We start from the raw sequence: 24236 nt of genomic DNA, 5'->3' as shown, positions 1-24236 counted from the left end.
GCCGAGCCTTCTATCGAGCCGTGTTCGGCGTCGACATCGTCGGAATAGGTGGTCTCTCCCATCGCAGTAGCCGACGTCCTGCCGACCAGAGGGCGGCGCGGCGGTCCCGCTGAAGCACGAAGGTGACCACCTGCCAGTACAGGACGCCGACGAGCAACGAGAGCACCAGCGCCGGCCAGGGGTGGTCGTCGCGAAGCGGGAGGTACACCTGGAAATGCGTCACGTAGATGTAGAGGGAGGCGCTCGCCAGGATCCCGGCCACTCGGCTCAGCACTGTCGGGCAGCGCACAGACCGTAGCCACACCAGCAGGCACAGCCCGCCGATGACGATGATCTCGCGCCTGGTGTCGCCGAAGAAGAATCCGGGCACCGTTGCCACGATCGCCGCGGTCACGCAGATGCGGTGCCACATGGTCGTCGCCTTGGCGGCAGCCCAGCCCAGCGCGAAGAACCAGAAAACGACCGAAGCGGTGAGGATGCGGTTGCGGGTGTCGTCGATGTCGATTACTCCGTACCGGGTGAGCAGGCCGACCGCGACGAGTCCCATCGGGAAGAGGAACGGATAGGTGCGCTCGGTGCGGTCCACCACCGGAATACAGAGCAGCACGACGACGGCGAGGAGGATGTATACGATCGCCTCGACGAACCAGTATCGCCACTCGATCGTCCAGCCGGGCGGACCGAGAATTCCATTGAGCAAGAATGCGCTGGTGATGCGGTATTCCCCGGTCAGGGCTATGACACACCCGAGCCACACCATGCTCGGAACGGCGATCCGGCCGACGCTCACGAGAGTATGGCGTAGCCGCTCGTTCCGCCCCGCCGAACTCAGGTGGAACCGGGCGAAGTTGTAACCGGCAACGCCGAGGAGCACGTGCGCCCCACCGAGAAGCGTGAACAGATGAATGTGCGAGCCGGCGATAAGAACGATCGCGACCGCGCGGAGCAGAACATTGGTCTCCACTGAGGGTCGTCGGCGTCCGCGGCGCGGTGTGAAGTCGCGGATCCGTGTGGTGTGCCAGTTCTCGGGGAGGTAGCCGAGCAACTGCTCGAGCCGCAACGACATGCGAACGTAGGAGAGCGAGTCTCCACCCAAGCTGACGAACGAGCTGTCATCCGTCACGTTCGGGCAGCCGAGGACTTCGGTATACAGCGCGCGCAGTGCGTCCGCATCGGCGCGTCCATCCGGGCAGGCACGCTGGGTCGGCTCCGGCCGCCGCGCCAGCGCGGTCACCGCCGAATAGTCGGGCTTGCCCGTGGCGGTTCGCGGCAGTTCGTCGACGGCGCACACACGGACCGCTCCGACCGGCAACCCGGCGGCCCGCGCAGCGACCTGCCTCGCGCCCTCCAGGTCACCACCGGATTCGACGGCCGCGATCAGTTCTTCCGCCCCGCCGACACAGCACGAGCGGTGGCCGTGCTCGGCCAGTGTCGACTCGACCAGCGCAAGATCGATCCGCAGCCCGTAGACCTTGGCGAAGCGGCTGCGCCGCCCGACCACCTCGTACAACCCGTCGCGGCGACAGCGGGCGAGGTCACCCGTGCGCAGTTCGCCACCGAGTACGTCGCCGAGACGTAGGTCCTCGGGACCCTCTGCATAGCCGAGCATTACGTTGGGGCCCGAATAGACCAGCTCGCCGATGTCTTCGGGGGCGTCGGTGACGGCCTCGATCCGAAAGGATCCGCCGGGGATCGCCCGGCCGATGGTGTGCGGGTGGGTCGTGGCGAGCTCCGGCGGCAGATACGCCATCCGGGCAGTCGCCTCCGTCTGCCCGTACATGACGAAGAACTCCCAGCCGCGGCGCCGACCCAATTCGGCGTACTTCCGCACGCGGTCCGGCGCGAGGCGGCCACCGGCCTGCGTCACATATCGCAGGCCGGGCAGATCCAGTGCGTCGAACCCGACACGGTCCAGCAGGTCGAAGGTGTAGGGCACGCCCGCGAAATTCGTGCCGCCGTGCGTGCGGAACAGCTCCCAGAAATCGGCGTCGGCCACCGACAGCGACGTCAATACCAGGGCGGCACCGCGCAGCAGATGACTGTGAATGACCGACAGGCCATAGCAATAGTGCATGGGAAGGGTTGTCACCGCACGATCGCCCGACCTGATGTCGAGATACTCGGCGATCGACTCCGCATTGCTCTGCACATTGCTGTGGGAAAGGCGGACGAGTTTCGGCGACCCGGTCGAACCGGAGGTGCTCAGCAACAACGCGAGGTCGGGGTGCAGCACGTGCGCGGACCCAGCATGGACTTCCTCGACAGCCATCCGACCGCTGCAGTCCCTGCGTACGACGACGTCGGGTCGGTAGGCGGCGATCAACGCGTCGACGCCGGCCGCTTTGTCGCCCGGCGCGAGCAGGACGGGATGGCCGGCTGCCAAGGCCGCGAGGTATGTGGCAATCGTCTCGACGTCGTTGGCACCGCAGATCAACACCAGGCGCCGGATACCGCCCAGCTGACGAGCCCGAGCTTCGACCCGCGCGGCGAGCTCGCCGTACGTGACCGTGCCGTCCGGCGTGATGAGTGCCGGGGCGTCGCCATACTCGTCCAGGCGACGTGCGAAGAGCACGCCGGGACGTTCCATACGGTCGAACGGACTCGGCACCGACCCAGTGTAGAAGCGCTGCCCTGCCTCACCCGTGAAGAGGTACGCAGCAGGCGGGACCCGGTGCAGGCCGTGATGCACGAAAGCCACCTACCCGGATTCGGGAGGTGGCTTTACGTGCATTCTTTCTGTGGAGCCTAGGAGATTCGAACTCCTGACATCTGCCTTGCAAAGGCAGCGCTCTACCAACTGAGCTAAGGCCCCGTTACCTCGTGCCACACCTCGTTGCTGCGCAGCAACTTGGTGAGTCCTATCGTCACCAGCACTCCGGCTCCCACGATCAGGAGGACCTTCATGCGAATGACCTTTCACCGGCACCAGGAGTGGGCCTAGGAGGACTTGAACCTCCGACCTCTTCGTTATCAGCGAAGCGCTCTAACCGCCTGAGCTATAGGCCCCTGAAGTCTGGAAACCAGTCTTGCGCAGTTCCCTGAACCGAGTCGGAAGATTACCCCACCGGACCGGCAGATACCAAAACCGGTCCGGTGAGACGGCCTTTTCCCAGTTCAGTCTCGATCGGCGAGGGTCACTTCGACACCGCCGACGAGGTCGGAACAGAGGTTGTAGATGAACGCCCCGATGGTGGCGAGCGCCGTGAACAACACCATGTTCGCGAGTCCGATGACGGCGGCGTAACCGAAGACCTGGCCGGCCGTCACGAGCCCCTCCGAGCTCGACTCCGCCACGATGTCGGTGAACGCGTTGTTCAGCCGGTCCCAGACGCCCATACCGTCCAGCACGACGTACAGCAGACCGACCGCGACCATCCACACGAAGAACAGCGACACCGAGATGACCGAGGAGATCTTCAGCGTGGACCACGGGTCGACCTTGCGAATCTGCACCGTCGCCCGCAGAGCCTCGCCCTCTTCGACGCGCTGGGGGGCGGCGGCCACCTTCGGCTGCTGCCCGGTGGCCGCTGCCGCAGGCAGCGGGTGCTTCGCCTCGGAGAGGTCGGGCATGTCCTTGGGGAGCACGTCACGATTGATGTGCCGGGTCGGCCCGTCGATCGCGGACGCCTTGGCCTTGGCCGATTCCCGCTGCGACACCGCGGCCGCAGCAGCGGTACCGGTGACACCGGCGGCAGCGGCAGCAGCGCTGGACGGCCGCCCCTGGGTGGGAGCGGGCTGCCCCTTCGGCGCGGCCGGGGGTCCCTTCTGTACTGGAACGGCCTGAGTCGGTGCCCCCGGCGGCGTGGTGGTGGGCGCCGTGGACGGCTTCTGCGCACCCGGCGCCCCTGCTGCGGCAGCAGCGGCACCCGTAGCAGGGGCAGCGGACGACGGGGAGTCGGGACGCGGGCGCTGCTGGGAACCGGGCTGCCCCGGCTGTCCCTGCAGCGGCCGCTTCAGGTTGGTCTGCGGCTCTCGTTGCATACCCCGCTGCCACGGCGGTGCCTGACTTCCCCGAACGGGCTGTGCACCGTCGACGGGAGCGCCGGACGCAGGTGCCCGGTTGCCTGCCGGATCGGCCGGAGCCGTATTACCGGGAGCAGGGTTGCCGGGCGGTTGGCTGCGGGCGGGCGCCTGGTTGCCGGCGGCACGGTCGGCAGGCCCCTGTTGAGGCGGTCCCTGACGGCCGGGAGCACCCGCAGCGGGCCGTCCCTGCTGAGGCGGCAAGGGCCGACTCTGGGGGGCCTGCGTGTGGGGAGCCTGGGTACGAGGCCCCTGATGTTGCGGCGGCGCCGCGCCGGGCCGGGCAGCGGGACCTGCCGCGGGGCCGGGCCCACGACCCGCAGGCGCCTGACCTGGGGTCGAACCCGAGGTGGGGTTCGACCGGGCAGAGCCGTTCTCGGGCGTGCGGGTGGCGTGCTGCTCGGAGGCCGCCGACCCGGCAGAACCCGCGCTCGGCTTGTCACCGCCTGGCTGGTTGGGAGTGCTCACTAGGACTCCTTAGCTCCTTTGCCGCTGCTCTCGGCGTTGTCTTCGGGCTCGTCCGGTTCGTCGGCGTTGCGCGCGATCGCGAGCAGGGTGTCGCCTTCCCCGAGGTTCATCAACCGAACGCCCTTGGTCTGCCGACCGGCCCTGCGGACTTGCTTGGCGGCGGTGCGGATGACGCCACCGCCCGAGGTGATCGCGTAGAGCTCGTCGTCATCGTTCACGATGAGCGCTCCGACCAGGGTGCCACGTTTCGGGTCGTACTGGATCGTGAGTACGCCCTTTCCGCCCCGTCCCTGTGGCACGTAATCCTCGATCGGGGTGCGCTTGCTGTATCCGCCCGACGTCGCGACCAGCAGATAGGTGCCTTCGCGCACGACGTTGAGCGACAGCAGCTCGTCGTCCTCGTTGAACCGCATGCCCTGGACACCGGACGTGGCGCGGCCCATCGGGCGCAGCACCTCGTCGGTGGCCGAGAAACGGATCGACTGCCCCTTCGCCGACACCAGCAGAAGGTCTTCGTTGGCGGAACACAGCACGGCGCCCACCAGTTCGTCCTCACCGCGCAGGTTGACGGCGACGATGCCGCCGGACCGGTTGGAGTCGAAATCGGTGAGTTTCGACTTCTTGACCAGGCCGTTGCGGGTGGCGAGGACGAGATACGGCGCGTCCTCGTAGGTCTTGATCTTGATGACGCTCTGGATCCGCTCGTCCGGCTGGAAGGCCAGCAGGTTGGCCACGTGCTGGCCGCGCGCCGTGCGGCTCGCTTCCGGAAGCTCGTAGGCCTTGGCCCGGTACACGCGGCCCTTCGTCGTGAAGAACAGCAGCCAGTCGTGCGTGGAGCTGACGAAGAAGTGCGACACGATGTCGTCCTGCTTGAGGCCGGCGCCCTGCACACCCTTGCCGCCACGCTTCTGCGAGCGGTACAGGTCGGTCTTGGTGCGCTTGGCGTAGCCGGTCTCGGTGATGGTGACGACGACGTCTTCGCGGGCGATGAGGTCTTCGTCGGCCACGTCACCGTCGGCCGCGACGATGCGGGTGCGTCGATCGTCACCGTGCTTGTCGACGATCTCCTTCAGCTCGTCCCGCACGATCGCACGCTGGCGTTCGGGCTTGGCGAGGATGTCCTGCAGGTCGGCGATCTCACGTTCGATCTCGGCGAGTTCGTCGACGATCTTCTGACGCTCGAGAGCCGCGAGACGACGCAGCTGCATGGCGAGGATCGCATCGGCCTGGATCTCGTCGACGTCGAGGAGTTCCATCAGGCCGGCGCGCGCGATGTCGACCGTCTGCGAGGCGCGGATCAGGGCGATGACCTCGTCGAGGGCGTCGAGCGCCTTGACGAGTCCACGCAGGATGTGCGCGCGTTCTTCGGCCTTGCGGAGCAGGTACTCGGTACGACGGCGGATGACCTCGACCTGGTGGACGACGTAGTGCCGGATCATCTGGTCCAGGCGCAGCGTGCGGGGCACACCGTCGACGATGGACAGCATGTTGCACCCGAAGCTGGTCTGCAGCTGAGTGTGCTTGTACAGGTTGTTGAGGACGACCTTCGCGACCGCGTCACGCTTGACGGTGACGACGATGCGCATACCCGCGCGGTCCGAGGACTCGTCGTGAATGTCGGAGATGCCGGCGATCTTGGCATCGCGGACCTGTTCGGCGATCGACGTGATCAGGTTGTCCGGGTTGACCTGGAACGGCAGTTCGGTGATGACGATCGTGGTGCGCCCCTTGGCGTCTTCCTCGATCTCCACCACACCGCGCATCCGGACCGATCCGCGACCCGTGGTGTACGCGTCATGGATGCCCTGACCACCGACGATCAGACCGTGTGTCGGGAAGTCGGGTCCCTTGACCCGTTCCATGACGGCCGTGAGGGTGGACTCCTCGTCGGCTTCCCAGTTCTCAAGAGCCCAGTAGATCGCCTCGGCCACCTCGCGCAGGTTGTGCGGCGGGATGTTGGTGGCCATACCGACGGCAATGCCACCGGAACCATTGATCAACAGGTTGGGGATACGGCTGGGGAGAACTGTCGGCTCTTGCGTCCGGCCGTCGTAGTTCGGAGCAAAATCGACAGTCTCGTGGTCGATCTCGCGCAGCATTTCCATGGCCAGCGGAGTCAGGCGGCACTCCGTGTACCGCATGGCTGCGGCGCCGTCGTTACCGCGGGAACCGAAGTTGCCCTGACCGTCGACGAGCGGGTAGCGCAGCGACCACGGCTGCGCCATGCGCACGAGAGTGTCGTAGATGGAAGCGTCACCGTGGGGGTGGTAGTTACCCATGGTCTCGGCCACCGGTCGCGCAGACTTCACATAACCGCGGTCGGGCCGGTAACCGTTGTCGTACATTGCGTACAGGACACGCCGGTGCACCGGCTTGAGGCCGTCCCGCACGTCGGGCAGCGCGCGGCCCACGATCACGCTCATGGCGTAATCGATGTAGCTGCTCTGCATCTCCTGCTGAATGTCGACGGGCTCGATGCGGTCGTGCCCCGGTCCCTCCGGCGGCAACGTTGTGTCAGTCATGAGCTCCTTCTTCTACTCGGCTTGACGTCTCCTCGCGGACGAGTGGTCCTGCACGACGTCACGCAACCACCCGAGTCTATAGGTGCAGGTCAGCTGGAACGGTGAAGGACTCGGATGCACTCCTGAACAGGGCGGGTTCCGCGTGTCCGCTACCGCAGTTCCAGTTCCCTACCGCGGCTTTCGGCCGCGAGCGATTCGGCGGCCAGCATGTCGGCCTCGAGTTCGAGTTCGGCGGCCACCCGGTCGGGCGCCATCAGCAGCGCCGTGATCGGGATCGTCACTACCAGCATGCCCAGCACGAAGACCGGGAACAGGATGGAGAACACCTCGAGACCGTCGGGGCGCGGCGCCTCCGGATCGACCGTCACGCTCAGCCCGAACACACCCGTGTAGTGCATGGCCACCAGGGCGGCCGCCACCACCAGCGACGCGACCAGACGCAGCGCCCGCGAATCGAGAATCGAGATCGACCACATGATCGCGGCACCGAGGACCAGGCCGATTACCGCTGCCACACCCGTCAGCACCGGGTCGAAACTCACGGATCCCTGGATCACGAGCGAGGAGACGATGGCCAGGTGCATGCCGGCGAGACCGAGACCGAGGATCGCGGCAGCTGCGGCCAGCCGGCTGATCTCCACCGAGGTGGTCGGCCGCCGATGCTTACTCGGCGGCGGACTGATGATCAGCAACGCCACGCCGGCTGCGAGCACAGGTACCGCGAACGACCCCACGATCCACAGGGCGTCGTAACGCAGGGTGCTTCCCACGACCTCGAACCCGACCATTGCGATGTAGTGCGGCAGCCACGCCCCGATGCCACCGATCGACAACGCACCCCACGCCAGCCAGAGATAGCGCTGACGCGGGCTCGTCGCCGTCATCGCCTTGCGGCCACTGGCAATACCGACGAAGAGGCCGATGAACGCGGTGACCACGGCAAGACCGACCACCCACGTGCCCATGGAGAACTGCTGTAACTCGTCCGACATTGTTCGAATCCTCAGTACACGGCCGTGTGAAGCTTGGTCAGTGCATATTCGGTGATCGCCACGAGCGCCTGCTTCGCCGACTCACGATCGCGGGCATCGATGGGAATGATCGGCACATCCTCCGATATCGCGAGCGCTGCGCGGATGTCCTCGATCGGATAACGCGGCGCGTCGTCGAACTCATTGATCGCGACCAGGAACGGCAGGCGACGGGCCTCGAAGAAATCGACCGCCGCGAAGCTCTCGTCCAGTCGGCGGGTGTCGATCAGGACGATCGCCCCGATCGCGCCGCGGATGAGGTCGTCCCACATGAACCAGAACCGGTGCTGCCCCGGCGTTCCGAACAGGTAGAGGACCAGGTCGTCGGCCAGGCTGATGCGACCGAAGTCCATCGCGACCGTGGTCGTGCCCTTCTGCGGGGTGGCAGCCAGGTTGTCGACGCCGTCGCTCGCGTTGGTGACGAGCGCCTCGGTCCGCAGGGGGACGATCTCGGAGACAGCACCGACCAGCGTGGTCTTGCCGACGCCGAACCCACCGGCGATCACGATCTTGGTCGAGGTCACCCGGTTGCGGGGTTCAGATTTCGCGAAGTCCACTGAGGACCCTTTCGATGAGTTCACGACGTTCGGAGTCGGTCGAATCTTCCTTCAGGGTTGCCAGGATCTGCAGATGACCAGCCTCGACGAGGTCGGCCACCAGGACGCGGGCCACCCCCAAGGGCACCCCGACCCGGGCGGCGATCTCGGCGACCGACGGCGACTGCTGACACAACGCGACGATGGCCGCGTTGACATCGTCGAGTTCCCATTGCCGGTCCACCGACTGCGGCAACGCCTGGATCAAAGCTTCGAGAGCGAGCTCGACCGCCGGCCGGGTTCGCCCCGACGTCAGCGAGTACGGGCGAACGATATTCGGTCCCGGATGCTCGAAGTGCTGGTCGTCCATGGCCATCTCGAAGTCAGAGGCCCTGCGGAGTGCGCGGCGTCGCCTCGACCGACGCGCCGACGCGATCGACGAGGATGGCCATCTCGTACCCGACCTGCCCGATGTCGCATTCGGCGTCCGTGAGGGTGGCGAGATGGGATCCGTCACCGACGCTCATCAACAGCAGGTAACCGTGCTGCATCTCCACCACCGACTGGAGCACTCCACCACCTTCGAAGAGGCGTGACACCCCCGCCGACAGGCTGGCGAGCCCGGAGGTCACCGCGGCGAGCTGCTCGGCCCGGTCGATCGGCAGGTGGGCGCTGGCCGCCATGAGGAGGCCGTCCGCCGACACGAGCACGGCATGGGAGACGCCGGGTACGTCGCTGGCGAAGTTGGACACCAACCAGTCGAGAGGTCGCGTGACGTCGGATCCATGAGCGGTGTTCATTGGTCTCCTTCAATGATGTTGCGTTCCGCGAGGCTGTTGCGTTGCGCGAGCTTCGTGGCCCTGCCGTTTCGGATGCCCTGTTGGTGACGGCTGAGATTGGCGCGAATTGTCTCAGGATCGCGCACGCGTCGCAGCGTCCCCGTATTGTGCGCGCCCTCGACCGTGCCGGGAAGCAGGCGTTCGCCGGGCCGACGTTTCGGCAGGCCGATCTCGGGGTCCACCTCGACGGGGGCCGACGTGACACGCTCGACGGCGGACCAGCCCGCGTCACCGGCGGACTGCCAGACACCGGGGGCGCCTTCGTCTCCCGTCGGATCGGTGAGCCAGTCGGACACCATGTCGGCGAAGATCGGAGTACCTCCGCCAGGCCGCTGCACTGCCTCCGCCGGAGGCGGATCGATTCGAGACTGGAAGAACGACGCCGTCTTGGCCGGATCGGTGCGGTAGCGGTGCCGCACGGGTGCCTGATCCGCGGATGCGGGGGGCGGCGGCGTAGACGCCGAGCGGTCCGGCACCGGCCGGTCTTCGCGCCGCGGGAGCTGCGGCAACCGAGGTCCGGCAGCCGGCGTTTCGGGGGCAGCCGGCGTTGTTGGGGTAGCCGCCTGCGGTCGTCGCACGGGCAGTTTCGGCATGGCGCCGGTTCCGCGGACGTTCACGGTGTCCGGCGACTGACCGTTCGGTGCCGCGGCCGGCGTACCTGGGTCGCCGGCGATACCGCTCGCGCCGGGCTGACGACGAGGCAGGCTCGTCCCCGACGCCGTGGTGACGGCGGGTACGGCGGTGGTGGTGGGTGTCGGGTCCGGCCGAGACTGCGGCGTGCGGGTGGGCAGACCGCCCCGGGTAGAGGGCTGCTGCGCGTCGTCCCGCCGGGGCGCGGGCGCCGGGATGGCCGCTCGGACGGGCGCCTGGTTGATCTTGCGCTGCGAGCCGGTGTCCTGGCGAGCTGCTTGCGACACGATCAGTGCGTTGGGAATGTGAATACTCACGGTCACGCCGGGGTTGCGTGCGGTGTCGAAAGTGGACCGCAGCCGCACCGTGAGACCGTGCCGCTTGGCGAGCCGGCTCACCACGAACAGACCCATGTGGCGTGCCGTCTCCGGACCGACCTCGCCGCCGGATGCGAGCCGCTCGTTGATGTCCCGCATGTCGTCGGCCGGGATACCGATGCCGCGGTCGGCGATCTCGAGGAGCACCCCGCCGTCGACCGCCCGGGCAAAGCTGAACGTGACCACCGTGTCGGGTGGTGAGGCCCGCAGCGAGTTGTCGACGAGTTCGGCGAGAAGGTGGACGACGTCGGTGACGACGGCACCGCTGAGGGCACCTTCCGGTGTCGCTCCCATCTGGACGCGCTGATAGTCCTCCACCTCGGAGATCGCGGCACGCAGAACGTCGCCGAGAGCAATCGGCGCCGCCTGGGAACGACGCACCCGGGTACCGGCCAGGATGAGGAGGTTCTCACCGTTTCGGCGCATACGCGCGGCCAGGTGGTCGAGCCGGAAGAGGCTCTCGAGTCGCTTCGGGTCCTTTTCCTCGAACTCGAGGTTTTCGATGAGTCCGAGCTGCTGGTCGACCAGCGACTTGCTCCGGCGGGCGAGGGTTTCGAACATGTCGTTGATCTGGAGGCGCAGTTGCGCCTGCTCACCGGCGAGTTTGAGGGCCTGACCGTGGATGTCGTCGACGGCGCGGGCGAGCTGTCCGATCTCCTCCGTCGAATGCACGGCCACCGGATCGAATGACAGATCTCTCGGATCGTCGCTGGACCTGATCTGCTCGATCGCCTCCGGCAGGTCGCGGCGGGCCGCCTTCAGGGCGCCATACCGCAGTCGTCGAATCGGGCCGATCAGCGACCGCGACACGAGGAGTGCCAGGACGAGAGCGGCGAGCAGTGTGCCGAGGACGATGGCGGTATCGCGCAGCGCGGCGGACCGAGTCTCTGCTGCCCGCGTCTGCACCGTGGCGGCGATGTCCTGCGCAGCCTCGCTCGTCAGCTCCTGGTAGACGTCACGGCTGCCGATCAGCGAGGAACGCAGCTGCAGGATGGGGAGGACCCCGCCCCGCGCTGCATCGGCAAGACCCTGATCGATGAGCGCGTTGCGGGCGGCGATGTTGTCGCGCAGGGTCGTGAGCCGAGCATCGTCCTTCGGGTAGTACCTGTTCAGAACGTCGAGAAGGCTGGATTCGGCACCGGCCGCGGCGACCACGGACGACATGGGAAGGTCGCCGTTTCGCGCCTTCTCCCGGCCCTGCGGGCCCGCGTAGGCGTCCTTGACCGCGATGAGACCCATAGCCTGATCGAACAACCTGCGCTGCGCCTGCCACGCGCTGGACAGCAGGTATCCCTTGTCGACCACTTCGCTGTCGTCGATCGGCCGCACGATGTTATCCACGACACCAATGAAATCCTTTGCGAACACTTGGTTTCGTTCCGCGATCAGGTCAGCGCTGACCCCTGGGGAGTCCATCAGGTTCAGAAGTGCACGCCCATCCGACACCGTCTGGCGGATCGACGAGGCAACGGTCGGTTGAAGTTCTGGGTTGCGGGCCTGCTCGGACACCTCAGCCATCAGTGTCTCCGTAGTTTCCCGGTCTTCCTTGGTGAGCGTGCCGGATGCATAACCGCTGGCGACGGTGCCCATCGCTGCCTCGAGGGCCACGATGCCGGGGACGCCGACGATCTGGTCGGCGGCCTCGGTGAAGTGAACGGCGTTACTCAGTTCGCTCTGCACTCGGAGCCCACCGAGCACCATGGCGACCGTGACGGGGACCGCGAGGACTGCAGTGACCTTCCATCGCAGCCCCCAGCCCTCGATATCCCAGAACTTTGCCCGGGGCGGCGAATCGTCGCTCATCCCACGCTTCCTTTCCACCCATTCATCGATCGCGGGTCGGTGTTCGAAACCACGCCCGCGGCAGCAGACGGTCGGCCGCGACGACACGTGACGACGGAGGGAAGTGATCGATCAGTTGCGCGCCGTGCGGCGCTGCCCGGCGCACCCATCTCCGAATGTAACGAGTTCATCACGTCCCCACGGGGAACGTTCTACCACAGAACTTCACCGACTCTTACTTTCGAGTAACATGCGCACCACTGATCTCGTACGTTCCCGTTTCTGCGGGTTGATCAGCGGCCCAGGCTACACAGAACCGCGCGGCGCAGTCGAGATCGTCGCGGAGTCGAGGCATCGGTCACCCGTATACGGCGCAGCCACCGGGGGCTCTGCCCGCCGGTGGCTGCAACGACTTCGGTGTGGATCTGCGCCCGATACCTACACGTCGAGGAAGCGAACGTCCTTGGCGTTACGGGTGATGAAGCTACGCCGGGCCTCCACGTCCTCGCCCATGAGGACGCTGAACAGTTCATCGGCGGCGGCGGCGTCGTCGAGGGTGACGAGACGCAGCACACGCACCGTCGGATCCATGGTGGTCTCCCACAGTTCCTTGGCGTTCATCTCGCCGAGACCCTTGTACCGCTGGATGCCGTCGTCCTTGTTGATCTTCTTGCCGGACTCGAGACCGGCCTTCACCAGGACGTCCCGCTCGCGGTCGGAGTACGCGAACTCCGGGTCGCTGCGCTGCCACTTCAACTTGTACAGCGGGGGCTGTGCCAGGTAGACGTGACCGTGCTCGACGAGCGGGCGCATGAAGCGGAACAGCAGCGTGAGCAGCAGCGTTGCGATGTGCTGGCCGTCGACGTCGGCGTCGGCCATCAGCACGATCTTGTGGTATCGGAGCTTGGCGATGTCGAACTCGTCGTGAATTCCGGTGCCGAACGCAGTGATGATCGACTGGACTTCGGTGTTCTTCAGGACACGGTCGATGCGCGCCTTCTCGACGTTGATGATCTTTCCGCGCAGCGGCAGGATCGCCTGGTACATCGAGTCACGCCCCGACTTGGCCGAGCCGCCTGCGGAGTCACCCTCCACGATGTAGATCTCGGATTTGCTGGGGTCGTTGGACCGGCAGTCGGCGAGCTTGCCCGGTAGACCACCGAGGTCGGTGGCGCTCTTGCGACGCACGAGCTCGCGCGCCTTACGTGCCGCCACACGCGCCTGCGCCGAGGACACCGCCTTGTTGACGATGGTCTTCGCGTCTGCGGGGTTGGCCTCGAACCAGTGCGACAGGTGCTCGTTACACGCCTTCTGCACGAAGGACCTGACCTCGGTGTTGCCGAGCTTGGTCTTGGTCTGTCCTTCGAACTGCGGCTCGGACACCTTCACCGAGATGATGGCCGCGAGACCTTCACGAATGTCGTCACCGGTCAGCTTGGGGTCTTTCTCCTTGAGGAGCTTCTTGTCGAGCGCGTACTTGTTGACCGTTGCGGTCAGCGCCGACCGGAAACCCTCCTCATGGGTGCCGCCTTCGTGGGTGTTGATCGTGTTGGCGAACGTGTGCACCGACTCCGAGTAACCGGAGTTCCACTGCATTGCCACCTCGAGCTCGTGGCCGGTGCCCTTGGCGGTGAACCCGACGACGGAGTTGTGGATCGGCTGCTTCGTGCGGTTGATGTGCCGCACGTAGTCTTCGAGACCGCCCGGGTAGTGGTAGATGCGGGTCTTGACCTTGTGGACGGCGGGGGACTGCGCCTCGGCGGACTCGTCCTCCGCGGTCTTCGGCGCTTCCGCGACCTGGCTGACGACCTCCTCGGTGACCTCGGCGTCGCTGACGCGCTCGTCGGTGAGCGTGATCGTCAGGCCCTTGTTCAGGAATGCCATTTCCTGAAGGCGCCGCGCGACCGTCTCGAAGCTGTAGGTGGTGGTCTCGAAGATGTTCGAGTCGGCCCAGAACCGGACGGTCGTTCCAGTTTCCTTGGTGGGGTCGCCCTTGACGAGCTCGCCGGGCTTGGAATCCGTGTAGGTCTGGGTCCAGCGGAAGCCGTCGCGCTTGATGTCGACCTCGAGGGTGGTGGACAGCGCGTTCACCACGGAGATACCGACACCGTGCAGACCACCGGAGACGGCGTACGAGTCGGAGTCGAACTTTCCGCCGGCGTGCAGCTGGGTGAGGACCACCTCGACGGTGGGAACTCCGGACGCGTGCATTCCGACCGGAATGCCACGACCGTCGTCGACGACCTGGACTCCGCCGTCCTCGAGAAGGGTGATCTCGACCTTGCTGGCGTAGCCGGCCATGGCCTCGTCGACCGAGTTGTCGACGACTTCCCAGATCAGGTGGTGCAGACCGCGTTCACCGGTGGAACCGATGTACATACCCGGTCGCTTACGAACTGCTTCGAGTCCTTCGAGGACGGTGATGGAAGAAGCGCCGTAGTCCTTGCTGGAGGTGCTTTTGTCTGACTTCTGGGCAGCCACGGGTGGGTAGCTCTCCTTCTCCGTCCACTACCCGGCACACGCGTCCGCCGCCCTGTCCGGGCCTGCGGAGAACGAGAGTCGGGAATCTTGCCGCTAGTTACCTCGGCCATCATACTGGTACGCCACGGCCACAAGAGGGCTATGACACCCCTGAGCGGCCCGTAGGCGAATTTTCAGGATGGTTCGGGGGTGAAAACCTAGGCCGAACGGCCCTGAGATTCGTCAGGCGCCGCGCTCCTCGACATCGCGGAACGCCCGCTCGTCGAGATCGAGGACGAACTCCGCCGTGAGCTGGGCAATGTCCTCCGCGTGCGAGATCGGTGACCAGTGTCCGGCGTCGATGTGACGACGTCGCAGGTCGGGCGCCCATTTCTCGGTGTCCTCGTAGCCCACCGGGCGCACTGCCTTGTCTCTGGCGTTGAGAATAAGCTGAACCGGCACGTCCGTGTAGCGGTCGCGGGGCCTGCCGAGACACGTCCTGATATTCGCCCGGTAGAGCTTCAGACCGTTCACCATGTCGTCCGCCAGCGTCGGGCCGGGCTGCACGAGCGCGGGGTCGAGTCCGTCGAAGAATTTCAGGAATGCCGGCCAGTGACGCGAGAACCACAGCCGAAGCGGCAGTGTGGCCAGCCCGGGAATCTGGAACAGAACCGTGTAGGCCGACGCCACCGCCTGGGCGAGCGGTCCACCGAAGCTGCGGTCCGATATCCGGCGGCGCATCCACTTGCCCAGGTGATCGAGGTTGGGCCCGGACACCGACGTGAAGGACGCGATCCGCTCGGCGGCCCCCTGCTCACAGACGGCTTCCCACGCCTCCACCGACCCCCAGTCGTGGGCGAGGACGTGAACCGGCTTACCCGGGCTCACCGCGTCGATGACCGCGAACAGGTCACCCGCCAGCTCGGGCAGTCGATAGTCCGCCACGCGGGTGGGCACGGTGCTGTCCCCTGCCCCGCGACTGTCGTAGCTGATCACCCGGAAACGCTCCGCCAGGAAGGGCACCACGCGTTGCCACAACTCATGGGTGTCCGGCCAGCCGTGTACCAGGACGATGGTGTCGCCGGCAGGATTGCCCTGTTCGAACACCGCGAGTTCCACGGGTCCGTTGGAAATCCGCACGGCAGTGCCGGGGATGTGTGCACTCATGAAGGGTCCTCGACTCTTTCGAAGCTTTGGTGTCGTCGGTGTCGTCGGTGTCGTCGGTTCACAGGTCGAGGACGAGACGACCGCCCTCGGAACGGGAGACACAGATGAGCATTTCGTCCTGTTGTTCGGTGTCGGTGAGCCGGTTCTCACGGTGTTCCGCCTTGCCCGCTAGCACCTTTACCCGGCAGGTACCGCAGAAACCCTGTTGGCACGAATATCCGACACCGGGCAGCCTGTCCTTGATCACGCTCAGCGCCGACTCGTCGGCGGGAACGGTGAGCACCTCGCCGGTGCTCACCAGTTGTACTTCGAACTCGCGGCCGTCGAGTACCGGTGGTGCACCGAATCGTTCGAAATGCAGCGCCGCGGCGGGACTCGACGCAAATCCGCGCCGAACCGATTCGAGCATCGGGGTGGGCCCGCAACAGTAGACCGCACCGCCGGGGACCGCACGCTCGAGCAGGTCGGTCGAGCTCGGCAGTCCGAACTCGTCGTCGGGCCGGATGAACACGCGTGAGGTGTCGAAGGTTTCGATTTCGTCGAGGAACGGCATCGATTCGCGCGAACGCCCGGAATAGACGAACTGCCAATCCATTCCGAGTTCTCGAGCCGCCCTCACCATCGCCAGGATGGGAGTGATTCCGATACCGCCTGCGACGAACAGCGCGCTGCCCTCACCGACGAACGGAAACCCGTTGCGGGGACCGCGGACCGTCACCGAGGACCCGGGCTCGAGCGCGTGCATCTCGACGGAGCCGCCGCCCCCGTCCGGGATTCGCCGGACGGCGACACTGTAACCGTGTCGATCGGACGGATCGCCGCACAACGAGTACTGGCGCCGAAGACCGGAGGGCAGGTGGAAGTCGAGATGTGACCCGGGGTGCCACTCGGGAAGGGCCGCACCGTCTTCCGACTCGAACCGGAGCAACACCACGTTGGCATCGCGGGCCACGACTTGGCGATGCGACACGACGAGCGTCATCGCACTGTCGGGATTGTGCCCGGCAACCACCGGGTTGTACTCGTAGGCCGTGAGTACACGGAGGTACTTCTCGGCGACGGCCTCGGTGATACGCATGGCGCGGTCCGGTCGTTCTCGACCCTTGATGTCCGGCGGTGCGTCGTAGCGAGTAAGGCCCTTGGCTTTCAGGACGTTTCGCATGGAAGCGAGTTTCATCGTTGCGCCGCCTGTGCCGCCGGCGACGACGCCAGGTACTTCACCGCCTGCGCCGTCGACCCCTCGTTCGAGGGGTGGTACGACCGAGTGAAATACGTCGACATTCTTTTCGTCAGTTCCCATGCCGTGGGCAAGGTTCCACGCTTACCCGCCGCGAAGAAGTCGGACAGATGCGGCTTACGCCGATGTTCCGACCACGGGGCGAGTTCAGGATCGTTACGCATGAGGAAACGGGTTCCCCGCACCCACAGCCATACGATCACCGGCGTCACGATCAGCTGGGTACGAATGCGCCGGGATTCACGCTTGTCGAAGTACCGCATGACGTCATAGGCGACGGAGCGATGTTCTACCTCCTCGGCACCGTGCCACCGCAGCAGGTCGAGCATGGTCGGGTGCACGCCCGCGCGATCGAGACCCTCGGCATTGAGCACCCAGTCACCGAGGAATGCAGTGATGTGCTCGATGGCGGCGATGACGGCGAGGCGCTCGATCAAGTGGTTCTTTTCCCGCAACCCGGTCAGTGGGCGCGGTCCCAGAATCTTCTTGAAGGTCCATTCCATCTGATCGGTGAAGGGCGTGGGATCGAGGCCCTTCTCCTTCAGATGAATCAACACCCCTGAGTGGGCGTTGGAGTGCATTGCCTCCTGGCCGATGAAGCCCACGACGTCGTCACGCAGTTGCTCGTCCTCGATCAGGGGCAGCGCCTCCTTGAACGTGTCGACGAACCACTCCTCTCCTGCGGGGAGGAGAAGGTGCAGAACGTTCAGAACGTGCGTGCTGAATGGATCGCCCGGGATCCAGTGCATAGGGAGGTTCGACCAGTCGAACTCGACGTTTCTGGCCTGCAACAGGATGTGATCCGGTTCCGGAATCGCCGTTCGGTTACGCGGTGCAGTCGGGGCGGACATTCGGTTACTCCTTCGTGCCGACCACTGAGCCACGCGGATTCGATGTGGCACAGTTCACTCAACAACTCGAGATAACTGTAACATCGGGTATCAGATACGGCCAGGGCCTGTCACCGAATCAGCTCAGCCGTAGGTGTCCCTCGGCCCGCGCCCGCGCACGTGTCGCTCACCCTTTCGCCAGCTCGGAGCAGAGGGGCCGGTGATACGCAGTGACTTCACGACGCCGTCACCGACGGCCGCGGCAATCTTCGCGAGTATCTGTGATTGCATCATTCGCAGCTGGGTAGCCCACGCAGTCGACTCCGCGGACACACTCAAGATTCCGTCACGAAGCCCGGTCGGCTCGGCGTGCGAGGCAATGTCCTCACCGACAACCTGCGTCCACCGGCCCAGAACCGTCCCCTCGGACACCTTGGGTGCCCAGCCTCGTTGTTTCGCGAGTGCGCTCGTCAGCGCACCGAACGGCTGCGGATCACGATCGTCGGGCCCCGGACCCGACCACCCACGCCGGCGACGGGCACGCAGGCTCCGAACCCCCGTTCCGGAACGCCGACCCTGGCCCACAGATTTACCGCTCGCCTTTGCGGCGGCCCGTGCCTCCTCGAGGGCGCGCCGGGCGAGGTCGACACCCTTCAACTCCGGTTCCGGAGTCTCCGCGGGGGTGGGGTCATGACCCTCCGTCATCAGGCAGCTCCTCACTCTTGTCCGTAATCTGCGAGATGCGTCCTCGATCCGTGTCGCGGGCCTCCACACCGAACCGGACGGCATCGAGTTCTGCGGGAACGTCCTCCGGCACCGCTGCGGTGATGAGTACCTGTTCGGCGTCCACGGCGACGCGGGCGAGCGCACTGCGACGACGCCGGTCCAGCTCCGCGAATACGTCGTCCAGCATCAGAACCGGATCACTGCCGTCTGCTCGCAGCAACGCGAACGCCCCCAGTCGCAGAGACAAGGCGAACGACCAGGACTCCCCGTGGCTCGCGAACCCCTTGGCAGGTGTGTCGCCGAGCTGCAATTCGAGATCGTCGCGATGAGGTCCGACCAGGCACACCCCCCGCTCGATCTCCTTCGACCTCATCACCGACAACTCGTGAAGGAATCGCTCCTCGAGAAAGGCGACGTCATCCTGCGCGGGATTCCGTGACGGGTCGGAGAATTCCGGCGGGAGGGACGAGCCGAGGCTCGAGCGGTAACGGATACTTGCCGGTCTGGATTCGGGAGCGAGTGATCGGTACGACTCCGCCAGATGAGGGGCGAGGTCGTGGACGAGTTGTAGCCGCCCGGCGAGCAGTTGAGCACCGTGCGCGGCCAGATGCCCATCCCACACCTCGAGGGTCGCCAGAGCGCTTGCGCCGTCCTCACTGGCGGAAGCGCCGCTGCGCGAGACCCGCCGCAACGCACCACCGGCCGTCTTCAGCAGCGCCGACCGCTGCCGTAGGACACGGTCGTAGTCCGCACGCACCGCTGCCATCCGCGGGATCCGGGAAGTGAGGAGTTCATCGAGGTAGCGACGCCGATCTCCCGGGTCGCCGCGAACCAAGGACAGATCCTCGGGGGCGAACAACACCGTCTGCAAGATCCCCAGAATCTCGCGCGGACGACGAGTCGGCGATCGATTGATCCGGGCCTTGTTGGACTTACCCTCGATCAGTTCGACGTCCACCGTCAGTTCCCGACCGGCATTGACGACGGTCGCGCCCGCGAAGGCCTGTCCGGTACCCGTCCTGATCAGCGGAGCATCCGAACTGACTCGATGCGACGACAGGGTGGACAGATATCCCAGCGCCTCGAGCACGTTCGTCTTGCCGTGCCCGTTGGGACCGACGAAGACGGTGCACCCCGGACGCAGGTCGAGGCTCAGTGCGTCCCAGGACCGAAAGTCTCTGAGCGAGAATGCGCGGACGAACACCTATGTTCCAGAGCCGGTTTCCGGCTCGCCCACGGCCTTCTTCACAGCGTGTCCACCGAACTGGTTGCGTAGCGCGGACACCGCCTTCATGGCCGGGGAATCGTCCTGCCGCGAGGCGAAACGCGCGAACAGCGCCGCCGAGATCACGGGCGCCGGAACGGCATGGTTGATCGCTTCCTGCACCGTCCAGCGGCCCTCACCGGAATCCTCTGTGTACCCGGAGATTTCCGCGAAATTTGGGTCGTCACCCAGCGCCTTGACCAGAAGTTCGAGCAGCCACGACCGCACGACGGTGCCCTTGGTCCACGCGCGGAGAACACCGTGAACGTCGGTAACGAGCTCTTCGGCCTCGAGTAATTCGTATCCCTCGGCGTACGCCTGCATCAGGCCGTATTCGATGCCGTTGTGAATCATCTTCGCGTAGTGGCCGGCTCCGATCGGACCTGCGTGGACGAAGCCGTCCGCCCGCTCTCCCTCGGGGCGAAGCGCATCGAAGATCGGAAGTGCCCGTGCGACATCGGCTTCCGCGCCACCGACCATCAGCCCGTAACCGTTCTCGAGTCCCCAGACTCCGCCGGACACACCGCAGTCCAGGTAACCGATATTCCGGGACGCCAGCATCTCGCCGTGCACACGGTCGTCGGTATATCTCGAGTTTCCACCGTCGATGACCAGGTCCCCGGACTCGAGCACGGTCGACAGCTCCGACACGGTGTCCTGGGTGATCTTCCCCGCCGGAACCATCACCCACACGACTCGCGGAGACTCGAGTCGCTGCGCGAGTTCCGTCAGGGATGCCACGTCGGTGACCTCGGGACGAGGGTCGTAGCCGACTACCTCGTGACCGTGCGCGCGCAGACGCTCACGCATGTTGAATCCCATTTTCCCGAGTCCGACCAACCCGACCTGCATCGTGATCTCCGTCCGCTCGTGAGACTTCTTCCGACAGTGACCCTTTCGCTTCCAGCGACGCGTCAGCCGGGGAGGCGGACCGGCATCAGCAGGTAGGTGTACGCGCTCTCGGGCGCCGAGAAGTTACCCGAATCGTCCGGCTCGATCTCTTCTTCGGTGGCGGGGCGCAGCACGGCGGGACGGCTCGGGGTGGTGAAACCGAACAGCACCTCCTCGCTGTGGAGCGAGGAGAGTCCGTCGATCAGATAACCCGGGTTGAAGGCAATGGTCAGGGGCTCGCCGCGGAAAACCGCGTTGAGGCCTTCCTCGGCCCGGCCCGCGTCGTCACCCCCGGCCGAGAGGAGGAGTCCCTCGGCAGAGAACTGGAGGCGGACCTGTGCGCCACGCTCCGCGACCAGCGCCACACGCTTGATGGCCTCGATGAGCGGGGCAATCGGGGCGGTCGCCATGGCGGTGTGCTCGGACGGCAGGAGCTGGCGGAACTTCGGGAACTCGGCGTCGAGGAGTCGGGTGGTGGTGCGGCGTCCGTCGTTGACGATGCCGAGAAGTCCGTCGTTGCCGACGGCGGAGCCGGAACCCAGAGCGAGCTCGACGGGCGAAGTAGCATCTCCGGCAAGAGTTTTGGCCGACTCGGACAAGGTCTTGGCAGGGATGAGGACGGCAGCCGACGTGTCGGGGTTGGTGGGCGACCACTCGAGTTGCCGCACGGCGAGACGGAACCTGTCGGTAGCGGCGAGCACGATCGTGCTCTTCTCGATCTCGACACGAATGCCCGTCAGCATCGGCAGAGTGTCGTCTCGGCCTGCAGCGACCGCCACCTGACTGATTGCCTCGGAGAAGAGGTCAGCGGGGATGGAACCAGTTTGCTGGGGCAGCTGCGGGAGCTGGGGGTAGTCCTCGACCGGCATGGTGGGCAGCGAGAACTTGGCACTTCCACAGGCGATCAGAACGCGTGTGCCTTCGAGGGTCACATCGACCGGCTTGTTCGGGAGGGCCTTCGTGATGTCAGCCAGCAGCTTGCCGGACACCAGGACCTGTCCCGTACTGCCGACCTCTGCCGCAACCCGCACCTGGGCCGACACCTCGTAGTCGAATCCGGAAACCGTCAACCCTTGTTCGGTTGCGTCAAGGAGAACCCCGCCGAGAACCGGGACAGGGGGTCGCGACGGCAGACTGCGGGCGACCCATGCCACTGAATCAGCGAATTCTTCCCGGGAGACGCGAAACTTCAGGCTTCCAAGCTCCATCGCCGGGTTGTTCCTCTCGGTAGCACGGTTGGTCGGCACGGTCGAGCCGTGACCACTGGCACTGCAGTCTTTCACAGAGCGGCGATGCATAACCGTAAGCCCTCGAGGACGAACTTGAAAGCGGAACGCCCCGGTCCTCGAGTCCCCGGCGGGGGCCTGTGAACCGACTCGATCCCCAAGCCTGTTTTGAAAGAGTTTCTTAGAAGAAATATTCAGAAGTACTATTAGGTCCTGTGGAATCTGTGGACGAACGGCCTTAGGCGCTGGTCGGTCCGCCCGGCCCCATGGGGAATTCTCGAGGACAAACTCGAGGACCAATCAGGCACCCGTGTGGACTACTCGAGGTTGTTCAAAGTTCTGCACGTTCTGTCCACAGAGATTCCCCGTCATCCCCACACTTATCCACAGGTGTGAATGCTTTTCCCCAGGTCTCGGCGTCGGCGTGTTGCACCGGTGTGTCGCGCGCCCGCTCGGTGCGCCCACCCTCGAGTACCCCCTCGAGCCGACGCTCGAGCAACCCCTCGAGGGCGACCTCGAGGAAAGGGCTCGAGGAGGCCCTCGAGGGACGGCTCGAGCCACCCGCCGTCGCCGGCCACACCCCTCACGACGACTCGTGCCCCGGCAATCGAACTACCGGGGCACGAGGAGGCAGGGCGACGATCTACCGCTTGGAGCGCTGCTTGATGCGGGCTGTGAGCTCCTGGACCTGGTCGTAGACCTTCCGGCGTTCCGTCATCTCCTTGCGGATCTTCTTGTCCGCGTACATGACGGTGGTGTGGTCGCGGCCGAATGTCTGACCGATCTTCGGCAACGAGAGGTCCGTCAGCTCACGGCACAGGTACATGGAGATCTGCCGCGCCTGCGCCAGCGGACGGGCCTTGCCCGGGCCACACAGGTCGTCGATCGACATGTTGAAGTACTCAGCCGTCACGGCCATGATCGTGGCCGCATTGATCTCGAGACTCGACGAATCCGGCATCAGATCACGCAGGACTACCTCGGCCAGCGTGAGGTCCAGGGGCTGCCTGTTCAGGGAGGCGAAAGCGGTCACCCGGATGAGCGCACCCTCGAGTTCCCGGATGTTCCGCTCGATCCGGCTGGCGATCAACTCGAGGACGTCGTCCGGCACCTCGAGCCGGTCCATGCGGGCCTTCTTGCTGAGGATCGCAATGCGGGTCTCGAGTTCGGGCGGCTGGACGTCGGTGATCAGGCCCCATTCGAAGCGGGTGCGGAGGCGTTCCTCCAGCGTGGCGAGCTGCTTCGGCGGTCGGTCGGAGGACACGACGATCTGCTTGTTCGCATTGTGAAGCGTATTGAAGGTGTGGAAGAACTCCTCCTGGATACCCTCTTTACCCTCGATGAACTGAATGTCGTCGACCAGCAGCACGTCGGTCTCACGGTAGCGACGCTTGAACGCCACTTTCCGGTCGTCCCGGAGGCTGTTGATGAAGTCGTTGGTGAACTCCTCGGTGGATACGTACTTCACCCGCATCCCTGGGAAGAGACGTTGCGCATAGTGACCGGCCGCATGTAACAGGTGGGTCTTGCCGAGGCCCGACGCGCCCCACACGAACAGCGGGTTGTAGGCGCGGGCAGGAGCCTCGGCGATGGCGACGGCGGCCGCGTGCGCGAAGCGGTTCGACGAGCCGATGACGAAAGTGTCGAAGGTGTACTTCGCGTTCAGGCTGTTGCCGCCCGTCGCTGTGGGCGCCGGTCCCGTCGGTGGCTTCGTGAAGTAGGACGGCCACGACTCGTGGACACTCGCGAGCGCCTCACTGTCGTCGTCGACCTCTTCGAAGTCTGTGGTGTCGGAGTAGGGCTGGTCTTCACCGGAGCCGAATCGGCGACGGCGATAGGTGCCCGCACTGGTGGCCGACGGCTCGAGATGCCGGGGAGTGTGCCGGTGGTCGGGTTCGGGTCGGTGGTCCCGGGGAGGAGGATCGGAGTCGGGTTCGTTGTCGACCGGGGCTGCGATTCGAACGCCGAGACCCTCCACTTGTTCACCGAGGTGCCGGCCCAGCGCGTGGAGGATCGGTTCACGAAGATCCCGTTCGATCGCTTCCTGCGCGAAAGGCGACGGAACCGAGAGCAGAGCGAAACCCTGGGCCAGTGTCAACGGTTTGACGAGTGCCAACCATGCCTTCTGGCCACGCGTCAACGGCGGCAGATCGCCACCGGGTGAATCGGACGTGAGGTCAGCGACGACGTCGATCCAGATCCGTGCGAGCGCATTCGGATCCTCGTTCAC

Annotated in this window: 17 protein-coding genes and 2 tRNA genes; all 19 read right to left on the bottom strand. The window is 65.6% G+C overall.

Annotated features, from left to right (window positions below; all coding sequences use genetic code 11):
- Positions 1-10: 10 nt before the first annotated feature.
- Entirely contained in the window at positions 11-2587 is a 2577-nt protein-coding gene (locus tag CBI38_RS00095; protein ID WP_109334764.1) for an AMP-binding protein, read from the bottom strand.
- A 152-nt stretch (positions 2588-2739) separates the two neighbouring features.
- A tRNA-Ala gene (locus CBI38_RS00090) sits at positions 2740-2812 on the bottom strand.
- 120 nt (positions 2813-2932) lie between these two features.
- A tRNA-Ile gene (locus tag CBI38_RS00085) sits at positions 2933-3006 on the bottom strand.
- Between the two features lie 108 nt (positions 3007-3114).
- Positions 3115-4488 carry a DUF3566 domain-containing protein gene (locus CBI38_RS00080; protein ID WP_109325325.1) on the bottom strand — a complete coding sequence of 458 codons (1374 nt, stop codon included), beginning with the start codon at positions 4486-4488 and terminating at the stop codon, positions 3115-3117.
- Positions 4488-7010 carry a DNA gyrase subunit A gene (gyrA, locus tag CBI38_RS00075; protein WP_109325324.1) on the bottom strand — a complete coding sequence of 841 codons (2523 nt, stop codon included), beginning with the start codon at positions 7008-7010 and terminating at the stop codon, positions 4488-4490. The genes CBI38_RS00080 and gyrA overlap by 1 nt, the downstream gene beginning before the upstream one ends.
- Before the next feature lie 149 nt (positions 7011-7159).
- A complete protein-coding gene (locus tag CBI38_RS00070) occupies positions 7160-8002 on the bottom strand; it encodes an MHYT domain-containing protein (RefSeq protein ID WP_109325323.1) in 843 nt (280 codons plus the stop codon).
- 11 nt (positions 8003-8013) lie between these two features.
- Complete coding sequence (locus CBI38_RS00065) at positions 8014-8565, bottom strand: GTP-binding protein (RefSeq protein WP_109334763.1); 552 nt, start codon at positions 8563-8565, stop codon at positions 8014-8016.
- Positions 8566-8578: 13 nt separating this feature from the next.
- On the bottom strand, positions 8579-8953 hold the full coding sequence (locus tag CBI38_RS00060; RefSeq protein ID WP_109325322.1) for a DUF742 domain-containing protein: 375 nt from the start codon (positions 8951-8953) through the stop codon (positions 8579-8581).
- A gap of 7 nt (positions 8954-8960) precedes the next feature.
- Positions 8961-9377: a roadblock/LC7 domain-containing protein gene (locus CBI38_RS00055; RefSeq protein ID WP_109325319.1), complete on the bottom strand. Its 417-nt coding sequence runs from the start codon at positions 9375-9377 to the stop codon at positions 8961-8963.
- Positions 9374-12226 (bottom strand): sensor histidine kinase, encoded by a 2853-nt coding sequence (locus CBI38_RS00050; RefSeq protein ID WP_109325318.1) that lies wholly within the window; start codon positions 12224-12226, stop codon positions 9374-9376. Before CBI38_RS00050 ends, CBI38_RS00055 begins: the two co-directional genes overlap by 4 nt.
- Before the next feature lie 417 nt (positions 12227-12643).
- Positions 12644-14686: a DNA topoisomerase (ATP-hydrolyzing) subunit B gene (gene gyrB, locus CBI38_RS00045; RefSeq protein WP_109325317.1), complete on the bottom strand. Its 2043-nt coding sequence runs from the start codon at positions 14684-14686 to the stop codon at positions 12644-12646.
- Between the two features lie 222 nt (positions 14687-14908).
- Positions 14909-15832, bottom strand: coding sequence for an alpha/beta fold hydrolase (locus tag CBI38_RS00040; RefSeq protein WP_109325316.1), 924 nt, complete (start codon positions 15830-15832; stop codon positions 14909-14911).
- A gap of 58 nt (positions 15833-15890) precedes the next feature.
- Complete coding sequence (locus CBI38_RS00035; RefSeq protein WP_109325314.1) at positions 15891-17009, bottom strand: PDR/VanB family oxidoreductase; 1119 nt, start codon at positions 17007-17009, stop codon at positions 15891-15893.
- Positions 17006-17920 carry a metal-dependent hydrolase gene (locus tag CBI38_RS00030; RefSeq protein ID WP_109325313.1) on the bottom strand — a complete coding sequence of 305 codons (915 nt, stop codon included), beginning with the start codon at positions 17918-17920 and terminating at the stop codon, positions 17006-17008. The genes CBI38_RS00035 and CBI38_RS00030 overlap by 4 nt, the downstream gene beginning before the upstream one ends.
- Positions 17921-18043: 123 nt before the next feature.
- On the bottom strand, positions 18044-18604 hold the full coding sequence (locus CBI38_RS00025; protein WP_109325312.1) for a DUF721 family protein: 561 nt from the start codon (positions 18602-18604) through the stop codon (positions 18044-18046).
- The gene (gene recF, locus CBI38_RS00020) at positions 18588-19829 is read right to left on the bottom strand and encodes a DNA replication/repair protein RecF (RefSeq protein ID WP_109325311.1); all 1242 of its coding nucleotides are present in this window, start codon (positions 19827-19829) and stop codon (positions 18588-18590) included. Before recF ends, CBI38_RS00025 begins: the two co-directional genes overlap by 17 nt.
- A complete protein-coding gene (gnd, locus tag CBI38_RS00015) occupies positions 19830-20807 on the bottom strand; it encodes a phosphogluconate dehydrogenase (NAD(+)-dependent, decarboxylating) (RefSeq protein ID WP_257792494.1) in 978 nt (325 codons plus the stop codon).
- Positions 20804-21988: a DNA polymerase III subunit beta gene (gene dnaN / locus CBI38_RS00010; RefSeq protein ID WP_109325305.1), complete on the bottom strand. Its 1185-nt coding sequence runs from the start codon at positions 21986-21988 to the stop codon at positions 20804-20806. Before dnaN ends, gnd begins: the two co-directional genes overlap by 4 nt.
- 661 nt (positions 21989-22649) lie before the next feature.
- Positions 22650-24236, bottom strand: a complete 1587-nt coding sequence (gene dnaA, locus CBI38_RS00005; protein WP_109325304.1) for a chromosomal replication initiator protein DnaA — start codon at positions 24234-24236, stop codon at positions 22650-22652.

This window comes from Rhodococcus oxybenzonivorans (assembly GCF_003130705.1).
GTDB lineage: Bacteria > Actinomycetota > Actinomycetes > Mycobacteriales > Mycobacteriaceae > Rhodococcus_F > Rhodococcus_F oxybenzonivorans.
This window is presented reverse-complemented; position numbering and strand designations above follow the sequence as displayed.

Excerpts from the sequence above, each read along its gene's own strand:
- CBI38_RS00095 (WP_109334764.1), bottom strand. The coding sequence starts at position 2,587 with ATGGAACGTCCCGGCGTGCTCTTCGCACGTCGCCTGGACGAGTATGGC.
- gyrA (WP_109325324.1), bottom strand. The coding sequence starts at position 7,010 with ATGACTGACACAACGTTGCCGCCGGAGGGACCGGGGCACGACCGCATC.
- CBI38_RS00070 (WP_109325323.1), bottom strand. The coding sequence starts at position 8,002 with ATGTCGGACGAGTTACAGCAGTTCTCCATGGGCACGTGGGTGGTCGGT.
- CBI38_RS00060 (WP_109325322.1), bottom strand. The coding sequence starts at position 8,953 with ATGGCCATGGACGACCAGCACTTCGAGCATCCGGGACCGAATATCGTT.
- CBI38_RS00055 (WP_109325319.1), bottom strand. The coding sequence starts at position 9,377 with ATGAACACCGCTCATGGATCCGACGTCACGCGACCTCTCGACTGGTTG.
- CBI38_RS00050 (WP_109325318.1), bottom strand. The coding sequence starts at position 12,226 with ATGAGCGACGATTCGCCGCCCCGGGCAAAGTTCTGGGATATCGAGGGC.
- CBI38_RS00040 (WP_109325316.1), bottom strand. The coding sequence starts at position 15,832 with ATGAGTGCACACATCCCCGGCACTGCCGTGCGGATTTCCAACGGACCC.
- CBI38_RS00035 (WP_109325314.1), bottom strand. The coding sequence starts at position 17,009 with ATGAAACTCGCTTCCATGCGAAACGTCCTGAAAGCCAAGGGCCTTACT.
- CBI38_RS00030 (WP_109325313.1), bottom strand. The coding sequence starts at position 17,920 with ATGTCCGCCCCGACTGCACCGCGTAACCGAACGGCGATTCCGGAACCG.
- CBI38_RS00025 (WP_109325312.1), bottom strand. The coding sequence starts at position 18,604 with ATGACGGAGGGTCATGACCCCACCCCCGCGGAGACTCCGGAACCGGAG.
- dnaN (WP_109325305.1), bottom strand. The coding sequence starts at position 21,988 with ATGGAGCTTGGAAGCCTGAAGTTTCGCGTCTCCCGGGAAGAATTCGCT.